This window comes from Streptomyces sp. NPDC051987 (assembly GCF_040680735.1).
Lineage (GTDB): Bacteria > Actinomycetota > Actinomycetes > Streptomycetales > Streptomycetaceae > Streptomyces.
This window is the reverse complement of record NZ_JBFAXI010000136.1, coordinates 1-17,298: the sequence shown is the minus strand read 5'-3', so window position 1 is coordinate 17,298 and position 17,298 is coordinate 1. Positions and strand designations below refer to the sequence as shown.

Here is a 17,298-nt window from a genome sequence, read left to right as displayed (position 1 = left end):
CTCTCCCCCGCGCCGCCGGGTTGGGTTTGTTCCCCCAAAAAACCCCACCCCCCACCCCCTACCACCGCTAACGGGGGGGCCCCCCCACATCAACGGCCGGGCCCACGCCCGTCGGTGGTGCGCGGAGCGTCAGGGCAGCTGCGCCGCCCGCGCCTCGCGGCGGTTGTCGCGGAAGTTGTTCACCCGGCGGGCCGTGGCGAACAGCGGGATCACCGCGCCCGTCACCAGCTGCAGCGCGCAGCCGGTCTGCAGGAGCAGCTGGCCGCCCGGGGCGTCGAAGGCCCAGGCCGCCAGGAGGCCCACGCCGAGCACGATCCAGGAGAGCATCGCGACGGCGAGGCGGCCGCGCGGCTTCGGGTACTCGACCCGGCTCACCATCAGCCACGCGGTGCCGAGGATCGCCAGCAGGGTGGCGAAGAACGGCAGCTCGAGAAGGACGATCGAGACTACCGTCAGCGCCCCGAAGGGGCTCGGCATGCCCTGGAACATGCCGTTCGGCGGTGTCACGCACGAGAAACGCGCGAGTCTCAGCACCACGGCCAGCAGCACCACGACCGCGCCGACCGCGGCCACCTTCTGGTAGGCGTCGTCCGCCACCATGCCGTAGACGAGCACGAAGTACGCCGGGGCCAGGCCGAAGCTGATCAGGTCGGAGAGGTTGTCCAGCTCCGCGCCCATGGGGGAGGAGCGCAGCTTGCGGGCGACCAGGCCGTCGAACAGGTCGAAGATCGCCGCGCAGAGCATCAGGATGACCGCGGTGGCGGCGCTGTGCCGCGCCATGCCGGCCGACTGGTCGTCCCCGGTCAGGTGCGGGATCAGGATGCCCGTGGTGGTGAAGTACACCGCCATGAAGCCACAGGTGGCGTTGCCGAGCGTGAGGGTGTCCGCTATCGAGAGGCGGAGAGAGAGCGGCATCTCCTCCTCGTCGTCGCCGATCTGGTCGGCCTCGGGCACCCAGCCCGCCTGGGTCTCTGGATCAATCACGGTCAATGCGAGTCACCCCAGCCACGGTCTTCTGGCCGACCTCGACCGCGACCTCCACGCCCTCGGGCAGGTAGATGTCGACGCGCGAGCCGAAGCGGATCAGACCGATGCGGTCGCCCTGCTCGACCTTCGTGCCCTGCGGGACGTAGGGGACGATGCGGCGGGCCACCGCGCCGGCGATCTGGATCATCTCGATGTCGCCGAGTTCGGTGTCGAAATGCCAGACTACGCGCTCGTTGTTCTCGCTCTCCTTGTTGAAGGCGGGAACGAAGCCACCGGGGATGTGCTCCACCGACGTCACCTGGCCCGACAGGGGCGCGCGGTTGACGTGGACGTTGAGCGGGCTCATGAAGATCGCGACGCGGGTGCGGCCGTCCTTCCACGGCATGATGCTCTGCACCACACCGTCGGCGGGGGAGATGACACGGCCCTGGGCGATCTCACGCTCGGGGTCGCGGAAGAACCACAGCATGCCCGCCGCGAGCGCGGTGGCGGGCACGGCGACGGCCTTGGCGGCGCCGGAGCGACGGGCGCGGAGCAGGCTGACGGCTGCGGTGGCGACGGTCGGGAGAAGCCACGGCGATGCTCCGCGCGCGAGGCGTACGCCGGCCAGGCTGTCTCGATGTGCAGAGGTTTGGCTGTGGGGCATGGATGACCTTCGTAGCGGATGATGCCGCGCGAGGAATCGGGGACGGCGGCTTTCCGGGATCGTACCGGTCGGGGGCCGCAACTGGGCAAGCCAGGAAGCCGAGTCGGCGGCCGAAGACCGTTGACGGGGTGTGATCTTCTTCTCGAAGAAAACACCCCGTACCCGGACAATCAGCCCTGGAATCGATACTCTTCGAGCAGTCTGCGTCCGATGATCATTTTCTGGATCTCGGCGGTGCCCTCGCCGATCAGCAGCATGGGCGCCTCACGGTACAGGCGTTCGATCTCGTACTCCTTGGAGAAGCCGTAGCCGCCGTGGATCCGGAAGGCGTCCTCCACGACCTCTTTGCAGTACTCCGAGGCGAGGTACTTCGCCATCCCCGCCTCAAGGTCGTTTCGCTCGCCGGAGTCCTTTTTGCGTGCGGCGTTGACCATCATGGCATGCGCGGCCTCGACCTTGGTGGCCATCTCCGCGAGCTTGAACTGGATGGCCTGGTGCTGGGCGATCGGCTTGCCGAAAGTGTGACGTTGCTGGGCGTACTGGACCCCCAGTTCGAACGCACGCTGGGCGACGCCGCAGCCGCGCGCCGCCACATTGACGCGGCCGACCTCGACTCCGTCCATCATTTGGTAAAAACCTCGGCCGGTGACCCCGCCCAGCACCCGATCGGCCGGGATCCGCAGCCCGTCCATGATCAGCTCGGTGGTGTCGACCCCCTTGTAGCCCATCTTGTCGATCTTGCCGGGGATGGTGAGGCCGGGGCGCACCTCGCCGAATCCGGGCTCCTTCTCGACCAGGAAGGTCGTCATCGACTTGTGCGGGGCCGTGCCCTCGGGGTGTCCTTCGTCACTTCGCACCAGGACGGCCACGAGGGACGACGTGCCGCCGTTCGTCAGCCACATCTTCTGGCCGTTCAGGACGTACTCGTCGCCGTCCTTCACCGCCTTCGAGGTGATCGCCGACACGTCCGAGCCGAGGCCCGGCTCCGACATCGAGAACGCGCCCCGGATGTCGCCGGCCGCCATCCGCGGCAGGAAGTGCTCCTTCTGCTCCTGCGTGCCGTGCTGCTTGAGCATGTACGCCACGATGAAGTGCGTGTTGATGATCCCGGAGACGGACATCCAGCCCCGGGCGATCTCCTCGACGCACAGCGCGTACGTCAGGAGGGACTCGCCCAGGCCGCCGTACTCCTCGGGGATCATCAGGCCGAACAGGCCGAGCTCCCTGAGGCCGTCGACGATCGCCTGAGGGTACTCGTCGCGGTGCTCCAGTTCGGTGGCGACCGGGATGATCTCCTTGTCCACGAAGTCGCGGACGGTGGAGAGGATCTCCTGCTGGACGTCGGTCAGACCGGCGGTCCGGGCGAGACGGGCCATCGCTTACTTCCCCTGTTCCTTCAGCTCGGGGCGGCCCGGCTGTTCGCCGCCGCGCTCCTTGATGTACGTCTCGGTCGGCACCATCACCTTGCGGCGGAAGACGCACACCAGCGTGCCGTCCTGCTTGTAACCCTTGGTCTCGACGTGGACGATCCCGCGGTCGCTCTTCGACTTGGAGGGCCACTTGTCGAGCACGGTCGTCTGGCCGTAGATCGTGTCGCCGTGGAAGGTCGGCGCCACGTGCTTGAGCGACTCGATCTCCAGGTTGGCGATCGCCTTGCCGGAGATGTCCGGCACGGACATGCCCAGCAGCAGCGAGTAGACGTAGTTCCCGACCACCACGTTCCTGCCGAAGTCCGTCGTCTTCTCGGCGTAGTTCGTGTCCATGTGGAGCGGGTGGTGGTTCATGGTGAGGAGACAGAACAGGTGGTCGTCGTACTCCGTGACCGTCTTCCCGGGCCAGTGCTTGTACGTCGCCCCGACCTCGAACTCCTCGTACGTGCGTCCGAACTGCATCGCGTCATGCCTCCGGGATCTCGAACTTCGAGGTGCGCTGCATGCCGGCGGCCCGGCCCTTGCCCGAGATGACCAGGGCCATCTTGCGGCTGGCCTCGTCGATCATCTCGTCGCCGAGCATCGCGGAGCCCTTCTTGCCGCCCGCCTCGGACGTGTAGTAGTCGTACGCGTCCAGGATCAGCTCGGCGTGGTCGTAGTCCTCCTGGGACGGCGAGAAGATCTCGTTGGACGCCTCGACCTGGCCGGGGTGCAGCACCCACTTGCCGTCGAAACCGAGGGCCGCGGCGCGCCGGGCGACCTCCCGGTAGCCGTCGATGTTGCGGATCTGCAGGTAGGGGCCGTCGATCGCCTGGAGGTTGTTGGCGCGGGCGGCCATCAGGATCCGCATCAGGATGTAGTGGTAGGCGTCCGCCGGGTAGCCGGGCGGCTGCTCGCCCACGACCAGCGACTTCATGTTGATGGACGCCATGAAGTCGGCCGGGCCGAAGATGATCGTCTCGACGCGCTGAGAGGCCGTCGCGATCTCGTTGACGTTGTTCAGGCCCTGCGCGTTCTCGATCTGCGCCTCGATGCCGATCTTGCCGACCTCGAAGCCCATGGTCTTCTCGATCTGGGTGAGCAGCAGGTCCAGCGCGACGACCTGCTGGGCCGTCTGCACCTTCGGCAGCATGATGCAGTCGAGGTTCTGCCCGGCGCCCTCGACCACGGTCACGACGTCACGGTACGTCCACTCGGTCGTCCAGTCGTTGACGCGGACCACGCGCGTCTTGCCGGTCCAGTCGCCCTCGTTGAGGAACTTGACGATGGTGTGCCGCGCCTCGGGCTTGGCCAGCGGCGCGCACGCGTCCTCCAGGTCCAGGAAGACCTGGTCCGCCGGGAGTCCCTGCGCCTTCTCCAGGAAGCGCGGGTTCGAACCGGGTACGGCCAGGCAGGAACGCCGCGGGCGGAGCCGGTTGACGGGCGTGGTCATGCGGGGACCTCCAGGGGGTCGAGCTTGTTCGCTTTCCGGATCTCGTCGACGATGCGGCCGATGATTCCGGTGATGTCGAAGTCCTTCGGGGTGAAGACCGCGGCCACTCCGGCTTCCCGCAGTTGCTCGGCATCCCCGTTCGGGATGATGCCACCGGCGATCACCGGTATATCTGTGGCACCGGCCACACGGAGTCGTTCCAGGACGTCCGGGACCAGCTGGGCGTGCGACCCGGAGAGGATCGACAGGCCCACCGCGTGCACGTCCTCGGCCAGGGCCGCGTCCACGATCTGCTCCGGGGTGAGCCGGATGCCCTGGTAGACCACCTCGAAGCCGGCGTCCCGGGCGCGCACCGCGATCTGCTCGGCGCCGTTGGAGTGTCCGTCGAGACCCGGCTTGCCGACCAGGAAGCGGAGCTTGCCGCTGCCCAGGTCGCGCGCGGTCGCGTCCACCTTGGCCCGCACCTCGGCCAGCGCCGAGCCCGGCTCGACGGGGACCGCGATCGGAGCCGAGGAGACCCCGGTGGGTGCCCGGAACTCGCCGAACACCTCCCGGAGCGCGCCCGCCCACTCGCCGGTCGTGACCCCGGCGCGGGCACACTCCAGGGTGGCCTCCATGAGGTTGTCGGTGCCCTTGGCGGCCTCTTTCAGCCGCTCCAGGGCCTTGCAGGGCCGCGGGTGGTTGAACGGCGGCTGGTAGCGCGTGTCGCGCCAGCGCCCGATCGCCTCGACGACCCGCGCCTCGACGGCCGGGTCGACCGTCTGGATGGCCGTGTCCAGGTCGGCGGTGAGCGGGTTGGGCTCGGTGGTCTCGAAGATGTTGACGCCGACGATCTTCTCCTGGCCGGACTCGATCCGGCCCCGCCGCTCGGCGTGCGAGGCCACCAGCTGCGACTTCAGGTAGCCGGACTCGACGGCGGCCATCGCGCCGCCCATCTCCTGGATCCGGTCCATCTCGGCGAGGGAGTCCTCGACCAGTTGGGCGACCTTCGCCTCGATGACGTGCGAGCCCTCGAAGATGTCGTCGTACTCCAGCAGGTCGCTCTCGTGGGCGAGCACCTGCTGGATGCGCAGCGACCACTGCTGGTCCCAGGGCCGGGGCAGGCCCAGGGCCTCGTTCCAGGCCGGCAACTGCACGGCACGCGCACGTGCGTCCTTCGACAGTGTCACGGCCAGCATCTCCAGGACGATCCGCTGGACGTTGTTCTCCGGCTGCGCCTCCGTCAGGCCGAGCGAGTTGACCTGCACGCCGTACCGGAACCGGCGCTGCTTGGGGTTCTCGATGCCGTACCGCTCCCGGGTGACCTTGTCCCAGATGCGGCCGAACGCCCGCATCTTGCACATCTCCTCGATGAACCGGACGCCCGCGTTCACGAAGAAGGAGATGCGGGCGACGACGTCACCCATCCGCTCCTGCGGCACCTGGCCGCCGTCGCGCACCGCGTCCAGGACGGCGACGGCGGTGGACATCGCGTACGCGATCTCCTGCACCGGCGTGGCGCCCGCCTCCTGCAGGTGGTAGCTGCAGATGTTGATCGGGTTCCACTTCGGCAGGTGGGAGACCGTGTACGCGATCATGTCCGTCGTCAGCCGGAGGCTCGGCCCCGGCGGGAAGACGTGCGTCCCCCGGGACAGGTACTCCTTGACGATGTCGTTCTGGGTCGTCCCCTGGAGCTTGGTGAGGTCCGCGCCCTGCTCCTCCGCGACGACCTGGTAGAGCGCCAGCAGCCACATGGCGGTGGCGTTGATCGTCATCGAGGTGTTCATCTGCTCCAGGGGGATGTCCTGGAACAGCCGGCGCATGTCACCGAGGTGCGAGACGGGCACGCCCACCCGGCCGACCTCGCCGCGGGCGAGGATGTGGTCGGGGTCGTAGCCGGTCTGCGTCGGCAGGTCGAACGCCACCGACAGACCCGTCTGCCCCTTGGCGAGGTTGCGCCGGTACAGCTCGTTGGACGCCTCGGCCGTGGAGTGCCCGGCGTACGTGCGCATGAGCCACGGCCGGTCCTTCTGCGCCTGCGGCGCGGGCTCACGGGCCCCGTCGGCGATCTGACGCTCAGTCATGTATGACCTCGGGTGTCTCAGACGTTGCGGAAGCGGTTGATGGCGTCGAGGTGCTTGGCCCGCATCTCCTCGTCGCGCACGCCGAGACCTTCCTCGGGGGCGAGGCAGAGGACGCCGACCTTGCCCTGGTGGAGGTTGCGGTGCACGTCGTAGGCGGCCTGGCCGGTCTCCTCCAGGGCGTACGTCTTCGACAGGGTCGGGTGGATCTTGCCCTTCGCGATCAGCCGGTTGGCCTCCCAGGCCTCGCGGTAGTTGGCGAAGTGCGAGCCGATGATCCGCTTCAGGGACATCCACAGGTAGCGGTTGTCGTACTCGTGCATGTAGCCCGAGGTGGAGGCGCAGGTGGTGATGGTGCCGCCCTTGCGGGTGACGTAGACGGAGGCGCCGAAGGTCTCGCGGCCGGGGTGCTCGAAGACGATGTCGATGTCCTCGCCGCCGGTGAGCTCACGGATGCGCTTGCCGAAGCGCTTCCACTCGCGCGGGTCCTGCTCACGCTCGTTCTTCCAGAACTTGTAGTCCTCGGCGGTGCGGTCGATGATCGCCTCGGCGCCCATGGCCCGGCAGATGTCGGCCTTCTGCGGCGAGGACACGACGCAGATCGGGTTGGCGCCGCCGGCCAGCGCGAACTGGGTGGCGTACGAGCCGAGGCCGCCGCTCGCGCCCCAGATCAGGACGTTGTCGCCCTGCTTCATGCCGGCGCCGTTGCGGGAGACCAGCTGCCGGTACGCGGTGGAGTTGACCAGGCCCGGGGCGGCGGCCTCCTCCCAGCTGAGGTGGTCCGGCTTCGGCATCAGCTGGTTGGACTTGACCAGCGCGATCTCGGCGAGGCCGCCGAAGTTGGTCTCGAAGCCCCAGATCCGCTGCTCGGGGTCGAGCATGGTGTCGTTGTGACCGTCGCTGGACTCCAGCTCCACGCTCAGGCAGTGCGCGACGACCTCGTCACCGGGCTTCCAGGCGTTGACGCCGGGGCCGGTGCGCAGGACGACGCCCGCGAGGTCCGAGCCGATGATGTGGTACGGCAGGTCGTGCCGCTTGGTCAGCTCGCTGAGGCGGCCGTAGCGCTCCAGGAAGCCGAAGGTCGAGAGCGGCTCGAAGATCGAGGTCCACACCGAGTTGTAGTTGACACTGGATGCCATGACGGCGACCAGGGCCTCGCCCGGACCCAGCTCGGGCAGCGGGACCTCGTCGAGGTGGATGGACTTGCGCGGGTCCTTGTCGCGGGTCTCCAGGCCCGCGAACATGTCCGTCTCGTCCTTGTGCACGGTGATCGCGCGGTACGACTCGGGAAGCGGCAGGGCGGCGAAGTCGGCCGGCGTCGATTCCGGCGACTGGATCGCGTCCAGGATGGCCTGAGTGGTCACGTGTTGCCTCCGGCGGTGTGCGCCCCATGAGGGAAGGGGCGCTGAGGGTTGCGGCGGTGCTGCTGAGGGTTTTCGGGAAAAGTGCCGTCGGTTCGGCGGGTCTGGTGCTTCGGCAGCGCTTTGTGGCGCGGGAGGTTGCCTGTGACGCAGGCGTCCGACGGGGGAGCTGGTGGGCTCACCGGGACAGGCCGGACACCATCAACGTATGACACCCCGTGTCAGTCGGCAAGGCACTGAGTGCCAGAAATCGCTCTCAGATGAAATCTTTACGTAACAAATGAGCGATGATCGATCAAACCTACCGCCGGGTAGGGGAAAATAGCCCGTCTTGCGGGAGACGTCCGGACGAACCTCCAGCCCGTCCGGCGTGCGAGGACGAGCGGCGGAGCCGCGGTTCTGTGACCGCGACCCACCCCTACCGTCTCTTTACGACCGCTCCTTCAGCGCCTGCTCGATGGTCCGCATCACTTCGTCCAGGGGTGCGTCCGTGCGAGCGACCGTCACCAGCACCTCCCCCTGCGAGGAGACCGAGGCCGGCGCGGGCGGGCGGGGCGCCGACTCCCGGCCCGCCCCGATCCCGTTCCCGAACGTCTTCCGCACGATCGCGAAGGCGTGGTCCAGCTGGAGCTCGACGTCCCCCTGACCGCCCGCCCGCAGCCAGCGCCGCAGCACGTGGTTGTGGGCGGTGACCACCGCCGACGCCGCGACCTCGGCCAGCAGCGGGTCGTCGTTCGCGTCGTCCGCGTGGGCGTGCTCGTCGAAGTGGCCGAGGAGATAGCGGGTGAACAGGCGCTCGTAACGGGCCACCGACGCGATCTCGGCCTCGCGGAGAGTGGGCACCTCGCGGGTGAGCTTGTAGCGGGCCACCGAGATCTCCGGCCGGGCCGCGTACATCTTCATGACTTCCTTGATGCCGCGGCACACCGTGTCGAGCGGGTGCTCGTGGGCCGGGGCCGCGTTCAGCACCGCCTCGGCGCGGATCAGCGTGTCGTCGTGGTCCGGGAAGATCGCCTCTTCCTTGGAGCGGAAGTGGCGGAAGAAGGTGCGGCGGGCGACCCCGGCCGCCGCCGCGATCTCGTCGACGGTGGTCGCCTCGTACCCCTTCGTCGCGAAGAGCTCCATCGCGGCGGCCGCCAGCTCTCGGCGCATCTTGAGCCGCTGGGCCGCCGCGCGGCTGCTCGCGGCGCTCTCCGGCGCGTCGGGCGTGGCGGGGGTACGTGAGGACTTGGCGGGCTGGGGCATGACCCGAACGTACTGCATGTGCGCAGCGTGATGCGCACGTCCCGGGTTTCCCCCGCCCGCGAAGGGCGGGGGACCGTCCGCGGGGTCGAGCAGCCCGCCCCAGTCCTTGCCGTCCAGGTCGTCCCCGAACCAGTCGCCGACGCCGTCAGCGGCGGGCATATTCGCGGAAGCCGCGGCCGGTCTTGCGGCCGAGGCAGCCCGCGGCCACCAGGTGCTCCAGGAGCGGCGCGGGCGCGAGGCCCGGGTCGCGGAACTCCCGGTGCAGCACCTTCTCGATGGCGAGCGAGACGTCCAGGCCGACCACGTCGAGCAGCTCGAACGGACCCATCGGGTAGCCGCCGCCCAGCTTCATCGCCGCGTCGATGTCGTCGAGGGAGGCGTAGTGCTCCTCGACCATCTTGATCGCGTTGTTGAGGTACGGGAACAGCAGGGCGTTCACGATGAACCCGGCCCGGTCGCCGCAGTCGACCGCGTGCTTCCTGATCCGGCCGCAGACCTCGCGGACGGTGGCGTGGACGTCCTCGCCGGTCAGCACGGTCCGGACCACCTCGACCAGCTTCATGGCCGGCGCGGGGTTGAAGAAGTGCATCCCGATCACGTCCTGCGGACGCGAGGTGGCGCGGGCGCAGGCGACGACCGGCAGCGAGGAGGTGGTGGTGGCCAGGACCGCGCCCGGCTTGCAGACCTTGTCCAGGGCCTGGAACAGCTGCCGCTTGACTTCCAGGTCCTCGGCGACCGCCTCGACGGCCAGGTCCACGTCCGCGAAGGCGTCGTAGGAACCCGCCGGGGTGATCAGGTCCAGGGTCCGGGCGGCCGCCTCCGCGGTCATCCGGCCCTTGCCGACGGAGCGGTCCAGGGACTTGCCGATGCGGGCCTTGGCCGCCTGTGCCTTCTCCTCGCTGCGGGCGGCGAGGACGACCTCGTACCCGGCCTTGGCGAAGACCTCGGCGATCCCGGAGGCCATGGTGCCGGAGCCGGCGACGCCGACCGAGCGGACCGTACGGCCCGGGGTGAGCGCGGCGCCGTCCAGCGGGGTGAGCGCGTCCCGGACGACGGTGGCGCTGCCCGGGGCCTCGTAGGAGTAGAAGCCGCGGCCCGACTTGCGGCCGGTCAGGCCTGCCTCGCTGAGCTGCTTGAGGATGGGCGCCGGGGCGTGCAGGCGGTCGCGGGACTCGGCGTACATGGCCTCCAGGACCGTGCGCGCCGTGTCGATGCCGATCAGGTCGAGCAGGGCCAGCGGGCCCATCGGCAGGCCGCAGCCGAGCCGCATGGCCGCGTCGATGTCCTCGCGGGAGGCGTACTTCGCCTCGTACATCGCGGCGGCCTGGTTGAGGTAGCCGAACAGCAGCCCGTCCGCGACGAACCCGGGGCGGTCGCCGACCGCGACCGGCTCCTTGCCCAGCTCGATCGCCAGGTCGGTGACGGCGGCGACGGCGCCCGGCGCGGTGAGCACCGAGGAGACGACCTCGACCAGCTTCATCGCCGGGGCCGGGTTGAAGAAGTGCAGGCCGAGGACGCGCTCGGGGCGGGCCGAGGCGGCGGCCAGCCGGGTCACGGAGAGTGCGTTGGTGCCGGTCGCGAGGATGGTGTCGGGGCCGACGACGCCGTCCAGCTCCCGGAAGACCTGGTGCTTGATGTCGTACGACTCCGGGACCACCTCGATGACGAGGCCGGCGCCGGCGGCGGCCGACAGGTCGGTGCCGATGCGCACCCGGGCCAGCAGTCCCGCGCGCTCAGCCTCGGTGAGCTTGCCGCGCGCCACGGCTCGGGCCGTCGAGGTCTCCAGGGCGGCGAGGGACCGCGCGGCCTGGGCCTCGCTCACGTCGATGCCGATCACCTCGCGGCCGGCCCTCGCGAGGACCTCGGTGATACCGGTGCCCATGGTGCCGAGGCCGACGACGGCGATCGTCCTGAGCGGGGACAGGGAAAGGTCGGACAGGGGAGTGGCCATCGCGGGACTCCAGGAATGAGGGTGACGACTGGAAACGCGCCCGGGTGCGCCGAGGGACGCACCGGGTGCGGAGAGAGCTGCTGGAATGCGGGTGTGCCGGGCTTCGAGCGCACACGCCCGGTGCTGCCGCCAGGGCGCGCACACGCCCGGCGGCGGATTCCGACCGGCCCTGTCCCGGAGCCGGGCCGGACCTGCGGTACCGAAGTACCGAACCGACCTTCGTGCTCACGGCGGCTGCGTCACCAAACCGGCGTGAGCGGTGGTGCGAGTGGGTGACACTCGCTCGATTGAGCTTAACCGGCGGGTAACGAGCGCGCCAGCCCCCCGACTTTGTGATGTACGTCCCTCGCCTGCCGCAACCCCTCTACGCTGGGCTTCGTGGACGAAGAGTTGCGATCACTCACGGAGCGTCTTCGGCAGGAGTCGCAGGGGACGGCCGCCTTCGACCGGCTTCTGGCCACCGAGGACCACGACGCACTGGCAGAGGTGCTCACCGCCGCCGGACAGCCCCTGTGGGCCCGGGAGCTGGCGGCGTTCCGGCTGGGCACGGCCGGCGACCGGCGGGCCTTCGAGACCCTGGTCCTCCTCCTCAACCACCGCGACCCACCCCGCTGCGCCTCCGCCGCCCAGGCCCTCGCCCGACTCGACGACCCGCGCACCGCCCGCGCGGCCGCCGCCCTCGCCACCAACGAACTCCGCGTCGCCTACGCCCTGCACCCCGTCCGTCTCCTGGTCGAACTCCGCGCCCCGGAGTCCGTCCCCGCCCTGATCACCACCCTGGAACGCCGGCTGCGCCCGCACGACCCCTACCGCAAGGTCGCCCTCGCCTGCGTGGACGGCCTCGGCGCCCTCGGCGACACCCGCGCCCGCCGCGTCCTCACCGAGGCCCTGGCCCACCCCACCCTCGCCGAGGCCGCGGTCCGGGCCCTCGCCCGGATCCCCAGGCAGCGGTGAGGCCGAGCTCCTTGACGTACCGCACCTCGGGCACCGCCACCCCGTCGACCTCGTACGGCTCCTCGGCGCCGTCGGCCACGAAGCCGGCGATCTCGTAGAACCGCCGGGCGCGCGCGTTCTCCTTCAGCACCCACAGACGGACGCGCGTGTGCCCGGCGCACTGCTCCAGGACCGTCCCCAGCAGCGCCCGTCCCACGCCGGTGCCGAGGTGGGCCGCGTCCACGTAGAGGGCGTACAGCTCGGCGTCGCCGGTGCGTACGTCGCCGTCCCGGTAGGGTCCGTGCGCCGCCCAGCCCACGATCGTGCCGCCGCGCACCGCCACCAGTTCGGTCACCGCGTTCCCGCCGTCCCGGTACCGGGCCCGCCGGCGCTCGGCGTCCTGCTCGACGCTGAGCCCGTCCAGGAACGGCTGCGGCATGAGGCCCCGGTAGGCGAACTGCCAGCCGCGCACGCGTATCTCGGAGACGCGGTCGCAGTCGTCGAGCGCCATCGGGCGGACCTGGAGGGAGGCGTCGGGTGTCGGATCACTCATGCGGTCATGGTGGACCACGGGTCCGGCGACGCCCCCCGCGGAGGGTCAGCAGCGGTTCAGCGGCGGAAGCCCAGCAGTTCGTGCAGGGTCGAGCCGCGGGACGACGTCGAGGCGGCCTTGGTGGTGAGGGGTTTCGGGTCGGGGCTCTTGCGGCAGACCGCGTCGGCGGTGCCGGTGCCGTGCGGAACCGTGCCGTCCGTCAGGTAGGCGGCGAGATGGGTGTCCAGGCAGGTGTTGCCGCTGAGCGTGATGCCGTGGTTGCCGCCGCCCTGCTCGACGACCAGGCTGGAGCCGGCCAGCAGCCGGTGGACCGTGACGCCGCCCGGGTAGGGGGTGGCCGCGTCGTCCGTCGCCTGGAAGAGGAGGACCGGCGGGAGCGTGCCGTTGGCGATGTCCAGCGGCTTGAGCGCCTTCGTCGGCCAGTACGCGCACGCCGCGTTGTACCAGGCGTTGTTCCAGGTCATGAACGGCGCCTTCGCGTACGCCGCCTCGTTGTCCTTGCGCCACTGGTTCCAGTCCCGGGGCCAGGACGCGTCCCGGCACTGGACGGCCGCGTAGACGCTGTAGCCGTTGTCGCCGGAGGCGTCGACGGCGGCGAAGTTCCGGTACGCCTCCACCAGGGCGGCCGTCTTCCGGCCGTTGACGTACGCGGAGAACGCCTCGGCCAGGTAGGGCCAGTAGCCGTTGTAGTAGCCGCCCGGGATGAAGGTGTCCTCCAGTTCCGCGGCACCCACCGTGCCACCGGCCGGCTTCTTCGCCAGCGCGGCCCGCATGGCGTACCACTTGGCCTCGACCTTCTTCGGGTCGGTACCGAGCCGGTACGTCGAGTCGTACGCCGCGATCCAGGCCATCAGGGCGCGCTGGCGGTGGTCGAACGCCAGGTCCTGGCCCAGGTTGTCGTCGTACCAGACGCCCGTGGGGTCGACGATGGAGTCCAGGACCAGGCGGTGGATCCGGTCCGGGTGCAGCTTCGCGTAGACCGCGCCCAGGTAGGTGCCGTACGAGTAGCCGAAGTAGCTGATCCGCCGGGCGCCGAGGGCCTGGCGGATCGAGTCGAGGTCCTGTGCGGCGTCGACCGTGTCGAGGTACGGCAGCAGGTTCGCGTACTTCTTTCCGCAGGCCGCCGCGAACGACCGCACCCGCTTGAGGTTCGCCTGTTCGAGGGCGGGAGTGGCCGGGACCGGGTCGGGGCGCACCGGCTTGAAGTAGCCGGGCGCGCAGTCGATCGACGGACTGCTCCTGCCGACGCCGCGCGGGTCGAAGCCGATGACGTCGTACTGTGCGGCCACCTTCCTGGGCAGCGCGGACGCCACGAAACCCGCGAGAGCCAGCCCGCTGCCGCCGGGGCCGCCGGGGTTGACCAGCAGCGGCCCCTGCGAGACCGGCGCGGTGTGCGGGACGCGCGAGAGGGCCAGCGTGATCTGCCGTCCGCGCGGGTTGCGGTGGTCGAGGGGCACCCTGACCGAGCCGCACTGGAGCGTCGGGTAGTCGGTGGTGCCGCACTTCTTCCAGGTCACCGGGGACACCTTGAGGGGGGCTCGGACGGCGGCGGTCGCGGGCAGGGCGGTGAACGAACCGGCCACGACGGTGGCGGCGGCGCACAGCACGGCTGCGCGTGTTCGCATGGGTCCTCCCAGGACGGAGGGGAGCGGACCGCGCGTGTCACGGCCCTCGCCGCATCGTCCCGGAAACAGGGCCCGGAAGAACGTGATCTGACGATGAATGACCCAATCGGTCGGAGGCTTGCGCCCGAACGCCCGCGCCGACGGAGACCGAGATGCCGACCCCCGTGGCCCTGTTCACGAGAACGGGCTCCGGCACGACTTCAGTGGACCTGTCGCTGAGCGTCCGTGGTGTCGATGAGTTGGGACAAGCTGCGCGTCAGGCGGGTGTTTCGGCGGTGGCGGTCAGGACCGCACGGCCGAGAATGTGGCCGGCCATGGTGAAGCCCAGGACGGCCGGCGTGCTGTCGGCCGCCACGCCGATGGACTCGACGTCCAGGGCGTGCACCACGATGTTGACCGGCTGCACCCCCCACGAACCCCAGCAGCACGCCTGACGCGCTCGCGGCCCTGGCCGAAGGCGTCGTCGTCGAGGCCGTCGAGCTTGTCCGGCGAAGTTGCTCGTGGTTCTCCTTCGGATCAGGATCAAAAGCCTGGCTTCCTGGACTCCACGACGAGACCAGGAGAGCCGGGGCGGTGTGCCAAGCGGTGTGCTCAGTGTGCGTGGTTGAAGGTCAGCGGAGGGTTGGCGTTGCCGGCGAGGGTGTGGGCGAAGTCCGGCCACCAGGCACCGGCGGGCGGATCCTCGACGCCGCCGTACTCGGGGTCTCCCGGTCCGGCCGTGCCGCGGTGGCAGGTGCCGTCGGACTGGCCGATGGTCTTCACGTACAGGTACGCGTCGGCCAAGGGGACGCCGGTCTGCGTCGTGGGGCGGTTGCCGACTCCGCGGCCCGGGGCGTTGCACCAGGACTCGTCGTCGGTGTACTTGCCGGGCGGGGCGGTCCATGCACCCCGTCCGTTCCGGCTGGTGTCCAGGACGTAGTGGGTGAGCCGGTCGGCAGGAGGTGTGCCGACGTTGCTGTCGTACCAGGCGTCGGTCCAGTGCCAGGTCGAAGGGTCGTCGGCCTCGACCGCGTCGCCCGGGAGCCCGTCGTTGGGGGCAGCCGAGGAGTAGTACTGGCCGGCACACTCGTCGGCCCGCCCGGCGGGGTCGGCGGATTCCGTGGCGTACCAGACGCATTTGGACACCCATGTGCCATAGCGGTTGAGCTGGTCGGTCGGCTGGTAGTTCGAGATGTTGAGGGCGAATCCCTGCGCCTGCCGCAGGCCCGCGTCGATCAGTCGGCCGGTGATCTCCCCGACGGGCTGCCATTTGCTGTTGCCGGCGTCAAGGTAGACGGAGGTCGCCGGGTCGGCTTCCAGGGTGCCGACGGCCGATCTGACCTCGGCGATACGGGCGGTGGTGAGCGCACCTGTCGGGTCGGTGTCCGGGCCGCAGTCCTTGGGGAGCAGGGCGAGTGAGTCCGGTTCGACGATGACGACGGCCTTGTAGGTGCCGATGGCTCTGGCGACAGCCTTCACCCAGGCGTCGTAGGCGGCCGAGTCGGCCGCGCCGCCGGCCGAATAGGAGCCGCAGTCACGGCCAGGAACGTTGTACAGGACCAGCAGCGGGACGGAGCGGGTCGCCTTCGCGGCCCGGACTATGCCTCGGACGCGATCGCCGACTTGTCGGGGGGTTCCGTCGGTCAGCCAGACCGCCTCGGGCCAGCTGGCGAGTTCGGCCATGGTGCGCGCGTCGGCCGGATGACCGGCCCGCAGGTCGGAGAGGGCCTGGTGAGCGGCTTCGCTGTGTGGATCGACGTAGAAGCGGGTGCCGCCGCCCAGGGTTCGGCTCGGTGCTGGTCCGGGGGCGGCTTGGGCGCCGGCGGGGGTGAGGCCCGTCACCACGAGAGCCGCCGCACAGGCCGCGAGGGCCAGCCGGCGGAGCGCTCTGCCATTGATCATGGGGTGGAGTCTCCCTTTCGGTACGGAGGTGTTCGGTACGTAGGTGTGGGTGTGCCGGGCGGCTGCGCTGACGGAGCCTGGAAGCTCACGGCTCACCGCCACGCGGTGCACGGTTGGGAGCGCTTCCAGGCTGGTGATGATTGAGCGCACGAGAGCCCGTGTCAAGACTGAAGCGGACGATGTATACGGCTGGATGAGCAATGGAGGCGTGCGGTCGCGTCGTCTCGCCTTTGCATTCACGCGCTGAACTCAGTGACCCGCAACGTCCGGAACAGTGCTGCCTTCAGTTCAATCGAGCTCACTCATCGAAGCGAACAGCCTGTTCTTGTTCAACAGTTGAAGTCGAAGCTATTGACAGGAGGTTACGGCGCTGTCATGTTCACCGTCGTCGGAGCGAAGTGCCCCCCTCGCTGGAAGCGCTTCCAAAATGCCTCCACGGCCGAGCAACGGAGCTCACCATGCCAGCTGGTCTCTTCACGTCGGTCCGCAGCGCGGTCACGTTGGTGACGGCGTGCCTGCTGCTGCCCTTCACCGCTCACCCGGCGCATGCCAGTTCCTGGGGGAGTCCCCAGACCGTCAACTCGTGGAACGTCATCAACGGGAGGTGGACCGCCAACAACGAGCTGGAGACGTACACGCCGAACTGCGTCTGGTACGACGGCGGCACCCTGATGATCAAGACATACAAGGCCGCCAACGGGACCTACTACTCGGGTCGCGTGGAGTCGAAGGCGCTCTACGGCTACGGCACCTACAGCTTCACCGCGAACATGCCCGACGGACGCGGGCTGCTCCCGGCGGTGTGGGCTGCCTACCTGAACCCGTGGCTGCCCGAGTTCGACGCCGCCGAGATCGTCGGCCAGAACAACCGCACCGTGTACCAGACACTTCACGACCAGAACAACGGGCAGACTCAGTACTCGAAGAGCAACTCCTCGGGGTGGACGAACGCGTTCCACACGTATTCGTTCACGTGGTGGCCCGACCACGTCGACTTCGCGGTGGACGGCACCATCACGGGCTCGAAGTCCTACACCACGCCGGCCGGCACCGGCATGCACTTCATCGTCGACACGGCGGTGGGAGGCGACTGGCCCGGCAATCCGGACAACTCGACCTGGGCGACGGCGGACGGCGCCCGCTACCTGAAGGTCTCCTCGATCACCTACACGCCGTACTACCCGTGACCTGACC

General features: G+C 69.6%; 14 protein-coding genes and 1 pseudogene. 2 read left to right on the top strand and 13 right to left on the bottom strand.

What is annotated here, in order from left to right:
• Positions 1 to 129: 129 nt before the first annotated feature.
• The 9 genes from pssA to AB0M11_RS38670 all read right to left on the bottom strand — a co-directional run bounded on the left by pssA (position 130) and on the right by AB0M11_RS38670 (position 11,112).
• A complete protein-coding gene (gene pssA / locus AB0M11_RS38710) occupies positions 130 to 954 on the bottom strand; it encodes a CDP-diacylglycerol--serine O-phosphatidyltransferase (protein ID WP_365713177.1) in 825 nt (274 codons plus the stop codon).
• Between the two features lie 22 nt (positions 955 to 976).
• The gene (locus AB0M11_RS38705) at positions 977 to 1,633 is read right to left on the bottom strand and encodes a phosphatidylserine decarboxylase (RefSeq protein ID WP_189266580.1); all 657 of its coding nucleotides are present in this window, start codon (positions 1,631 to 1,633) and stop codon (positions 977 to 979) included.
• Positions 1,634 to 1,803: 170 nt separating this feature from the next.
• Complete coding sequence (locus AB0M11_RS38700; protein WP_365713174.1) at positions 1,804 to 3,009, bottom strand: acyl-CoA dehydrogenase family protein; 1,206 nt, start codon at positions 3,007 to 3,009, stop codon at positions 1,804 to 1,806.
• A 3-nt stretch (positions 3,010 to 3,012) separates the two neighbouring features.
• Complete coding sequence (locus tag AB0M11_RS38695; protein ID WP_365713172.1) at positions 3,013 to 3,525, bottom strand: MaoC family dehydratase; 513 nt, start codon at positions 3,523 to 3,525, stop codon at positions 3,013 to 3,015.
• A gap of 4 nt (positions 3,526 to 3,529) precedes the next feature.
• The gene (locus tag AB0M11_RS38690) at positions 3,530 to 4,495 is read right to left on the bottom strand and encodes a CoA ester lyase (RefSeq protein ID WP_365713170.1); all 966 of its coding nucleotides are present in this window, start codon (positions 4,493 to 4,495) and stop codon (positions 3,530 to 3,532) included.
• Positions 4,492 to 6,558 (bottom strand): protein meaA, encoded by a 2,067-nt coding sequence (locus tag AB0M11_RS38685; RefSeq protein WP_365713168.1) that lies wholly within the window; start codon positions 6,556 to 6,558, stop codon positions 4,492 to 4,494. The genes AB0M11_RS38690 and AB0M11_RS38685 overlap by 4 nt, the downstream gene beginning before the upstream one ends.
• Positions 6,559 to 6,575: 17 nt before the next feature.
• Entirely contained in the window at positions 6,576 to 7,919 is a 1,344-nt protein-coding gene (ccrA, locus tag AB0M11_RS38680) for a crotonyl-CoA carboxylase/reductase (RefSeq protein ID WP_365713166.1), read from the bottom strand.
• A gap of 426 nt (positions 7,920 to 8,345) precedes the next feature.
• Entirely contained in the window at positions 8,346 to 9,161 is an 816-nt protein-coding gene (locus AB0M11_RS38675; RefSeq protein ID WP_365713175.1) for a TetR family transcriptional regulator, read from the bottom strand.
• A gap of 145 nt (positions 9,162 to 9,306) precedes the next feature.
• Positions 9,307 to 11,112 carry a 3-hydroxybutyryl-CoA dehydrogenase gene (locus tag AB0M11_RS38670; protein ID WP_365713164.1) on the bottom strand — a complete coding sequence of 602 codons (1,806 nt, stop codon included), beginning with the start codon at positions 11,110 to 11,112 and terminating at the stop codon, positions 9,307 to 9,309.
• A 378-nt stretch (positions 11,113 to 11,490) separates the two neighbouring features.
• On the opposite strand from AB0M11_RS38670, the gene AB0M11_RS38665 reads away from it, so the two are divergent.
• Positions 11,491 to 12,066, top strand: a complete 576-nt coding sequence (locus AB0M11_RS38665; RefSeq protein WP_365713162.1) for an adenylosuccinate lyase — start codon at positions 11,491 to 11,493, stop codon at positions 12,064 to 12,066.
• Here AB0M11_RS38665 and AB0M11_RS38660 read toward each other — a convergent pair.
• The 4 genes and pseudogenes from AB0M11_RS38660 to AB0M11_RS38645 form a co-directional block, all read right to left on the bottom strand.
• Positions 11,990 to 12,598, bottom strand: a complete 609-nt coding sequence (locus tag AB0M11_RS38660; RefSeq protein WP_365713160.1) for a GNAT family N-acetyltransferase — start codon at positions 12,596 to 12,598, stop codon at positions 11,990 to 11,992. The two genes, AB0M11_RS38665 and AB0M11_RS38660, sit on opposite strands and share 77 nt — an antisense overlap.
• A gap of 56 nt (positions 12,599 to 12,654) precedes the next feature.
• The gene (locus AB0M11_RS38655) at positions 12,655 to 14,223 is read right to left on the bottom strand and encodes an alpha/beta hydrolase (protein WP_365713158.1); all 1,569 of its coding nucleotides are present in this window, start codon (positions 14,221 to 14,223) and stop codon (positions 12,655 to 12,657) included.
• Between the two features lie 256 nt (positions 14,224 to 14,479).
• Positions 14,480 to 14,614 (bottom strand): annotated as a pseudogene (locus AB0M11_RS38650) (YbhB/YbcL family Raf kinase inhibitor-like protein); the annotation flags it as partial.
• Between the two features lie 200 nt (positions 14,615 to 14,814).
• Positions 14,815 to 16,104 (bottom strand): glycoside hydrolase family 6 protein, encoded by a 1,290-nt coding sequence (locus AB0M11_RS38645; RefSeq protein WP_365713156.1) that lies wholly within the window; start codon positions 16,102 to 16,104, stop codon positions 14,815 to 14,817.
• A gap of 458 nt (positions 16,105 to 16,562) precedes the next feature.
• On the opposite strand from AB0M11_RS38645, the gene AB0M11_RS38640 reads away from it, so the two are divergent.
• Positions 16,563 to 17,291: a glycoside hydrolase family 16 protein gene (locus AB0M11_RS38640; protein ID WP_365713154.1), complete on the top strand. Its 729-nt coding sequence runs from the start codon at positions 16,563 to 16,565 to the stop codon at positions 17,289 to 17,291.
• The last annotated feature ends 7 nt before the right edge of the window (positions 17,292 to 17,298 follow it).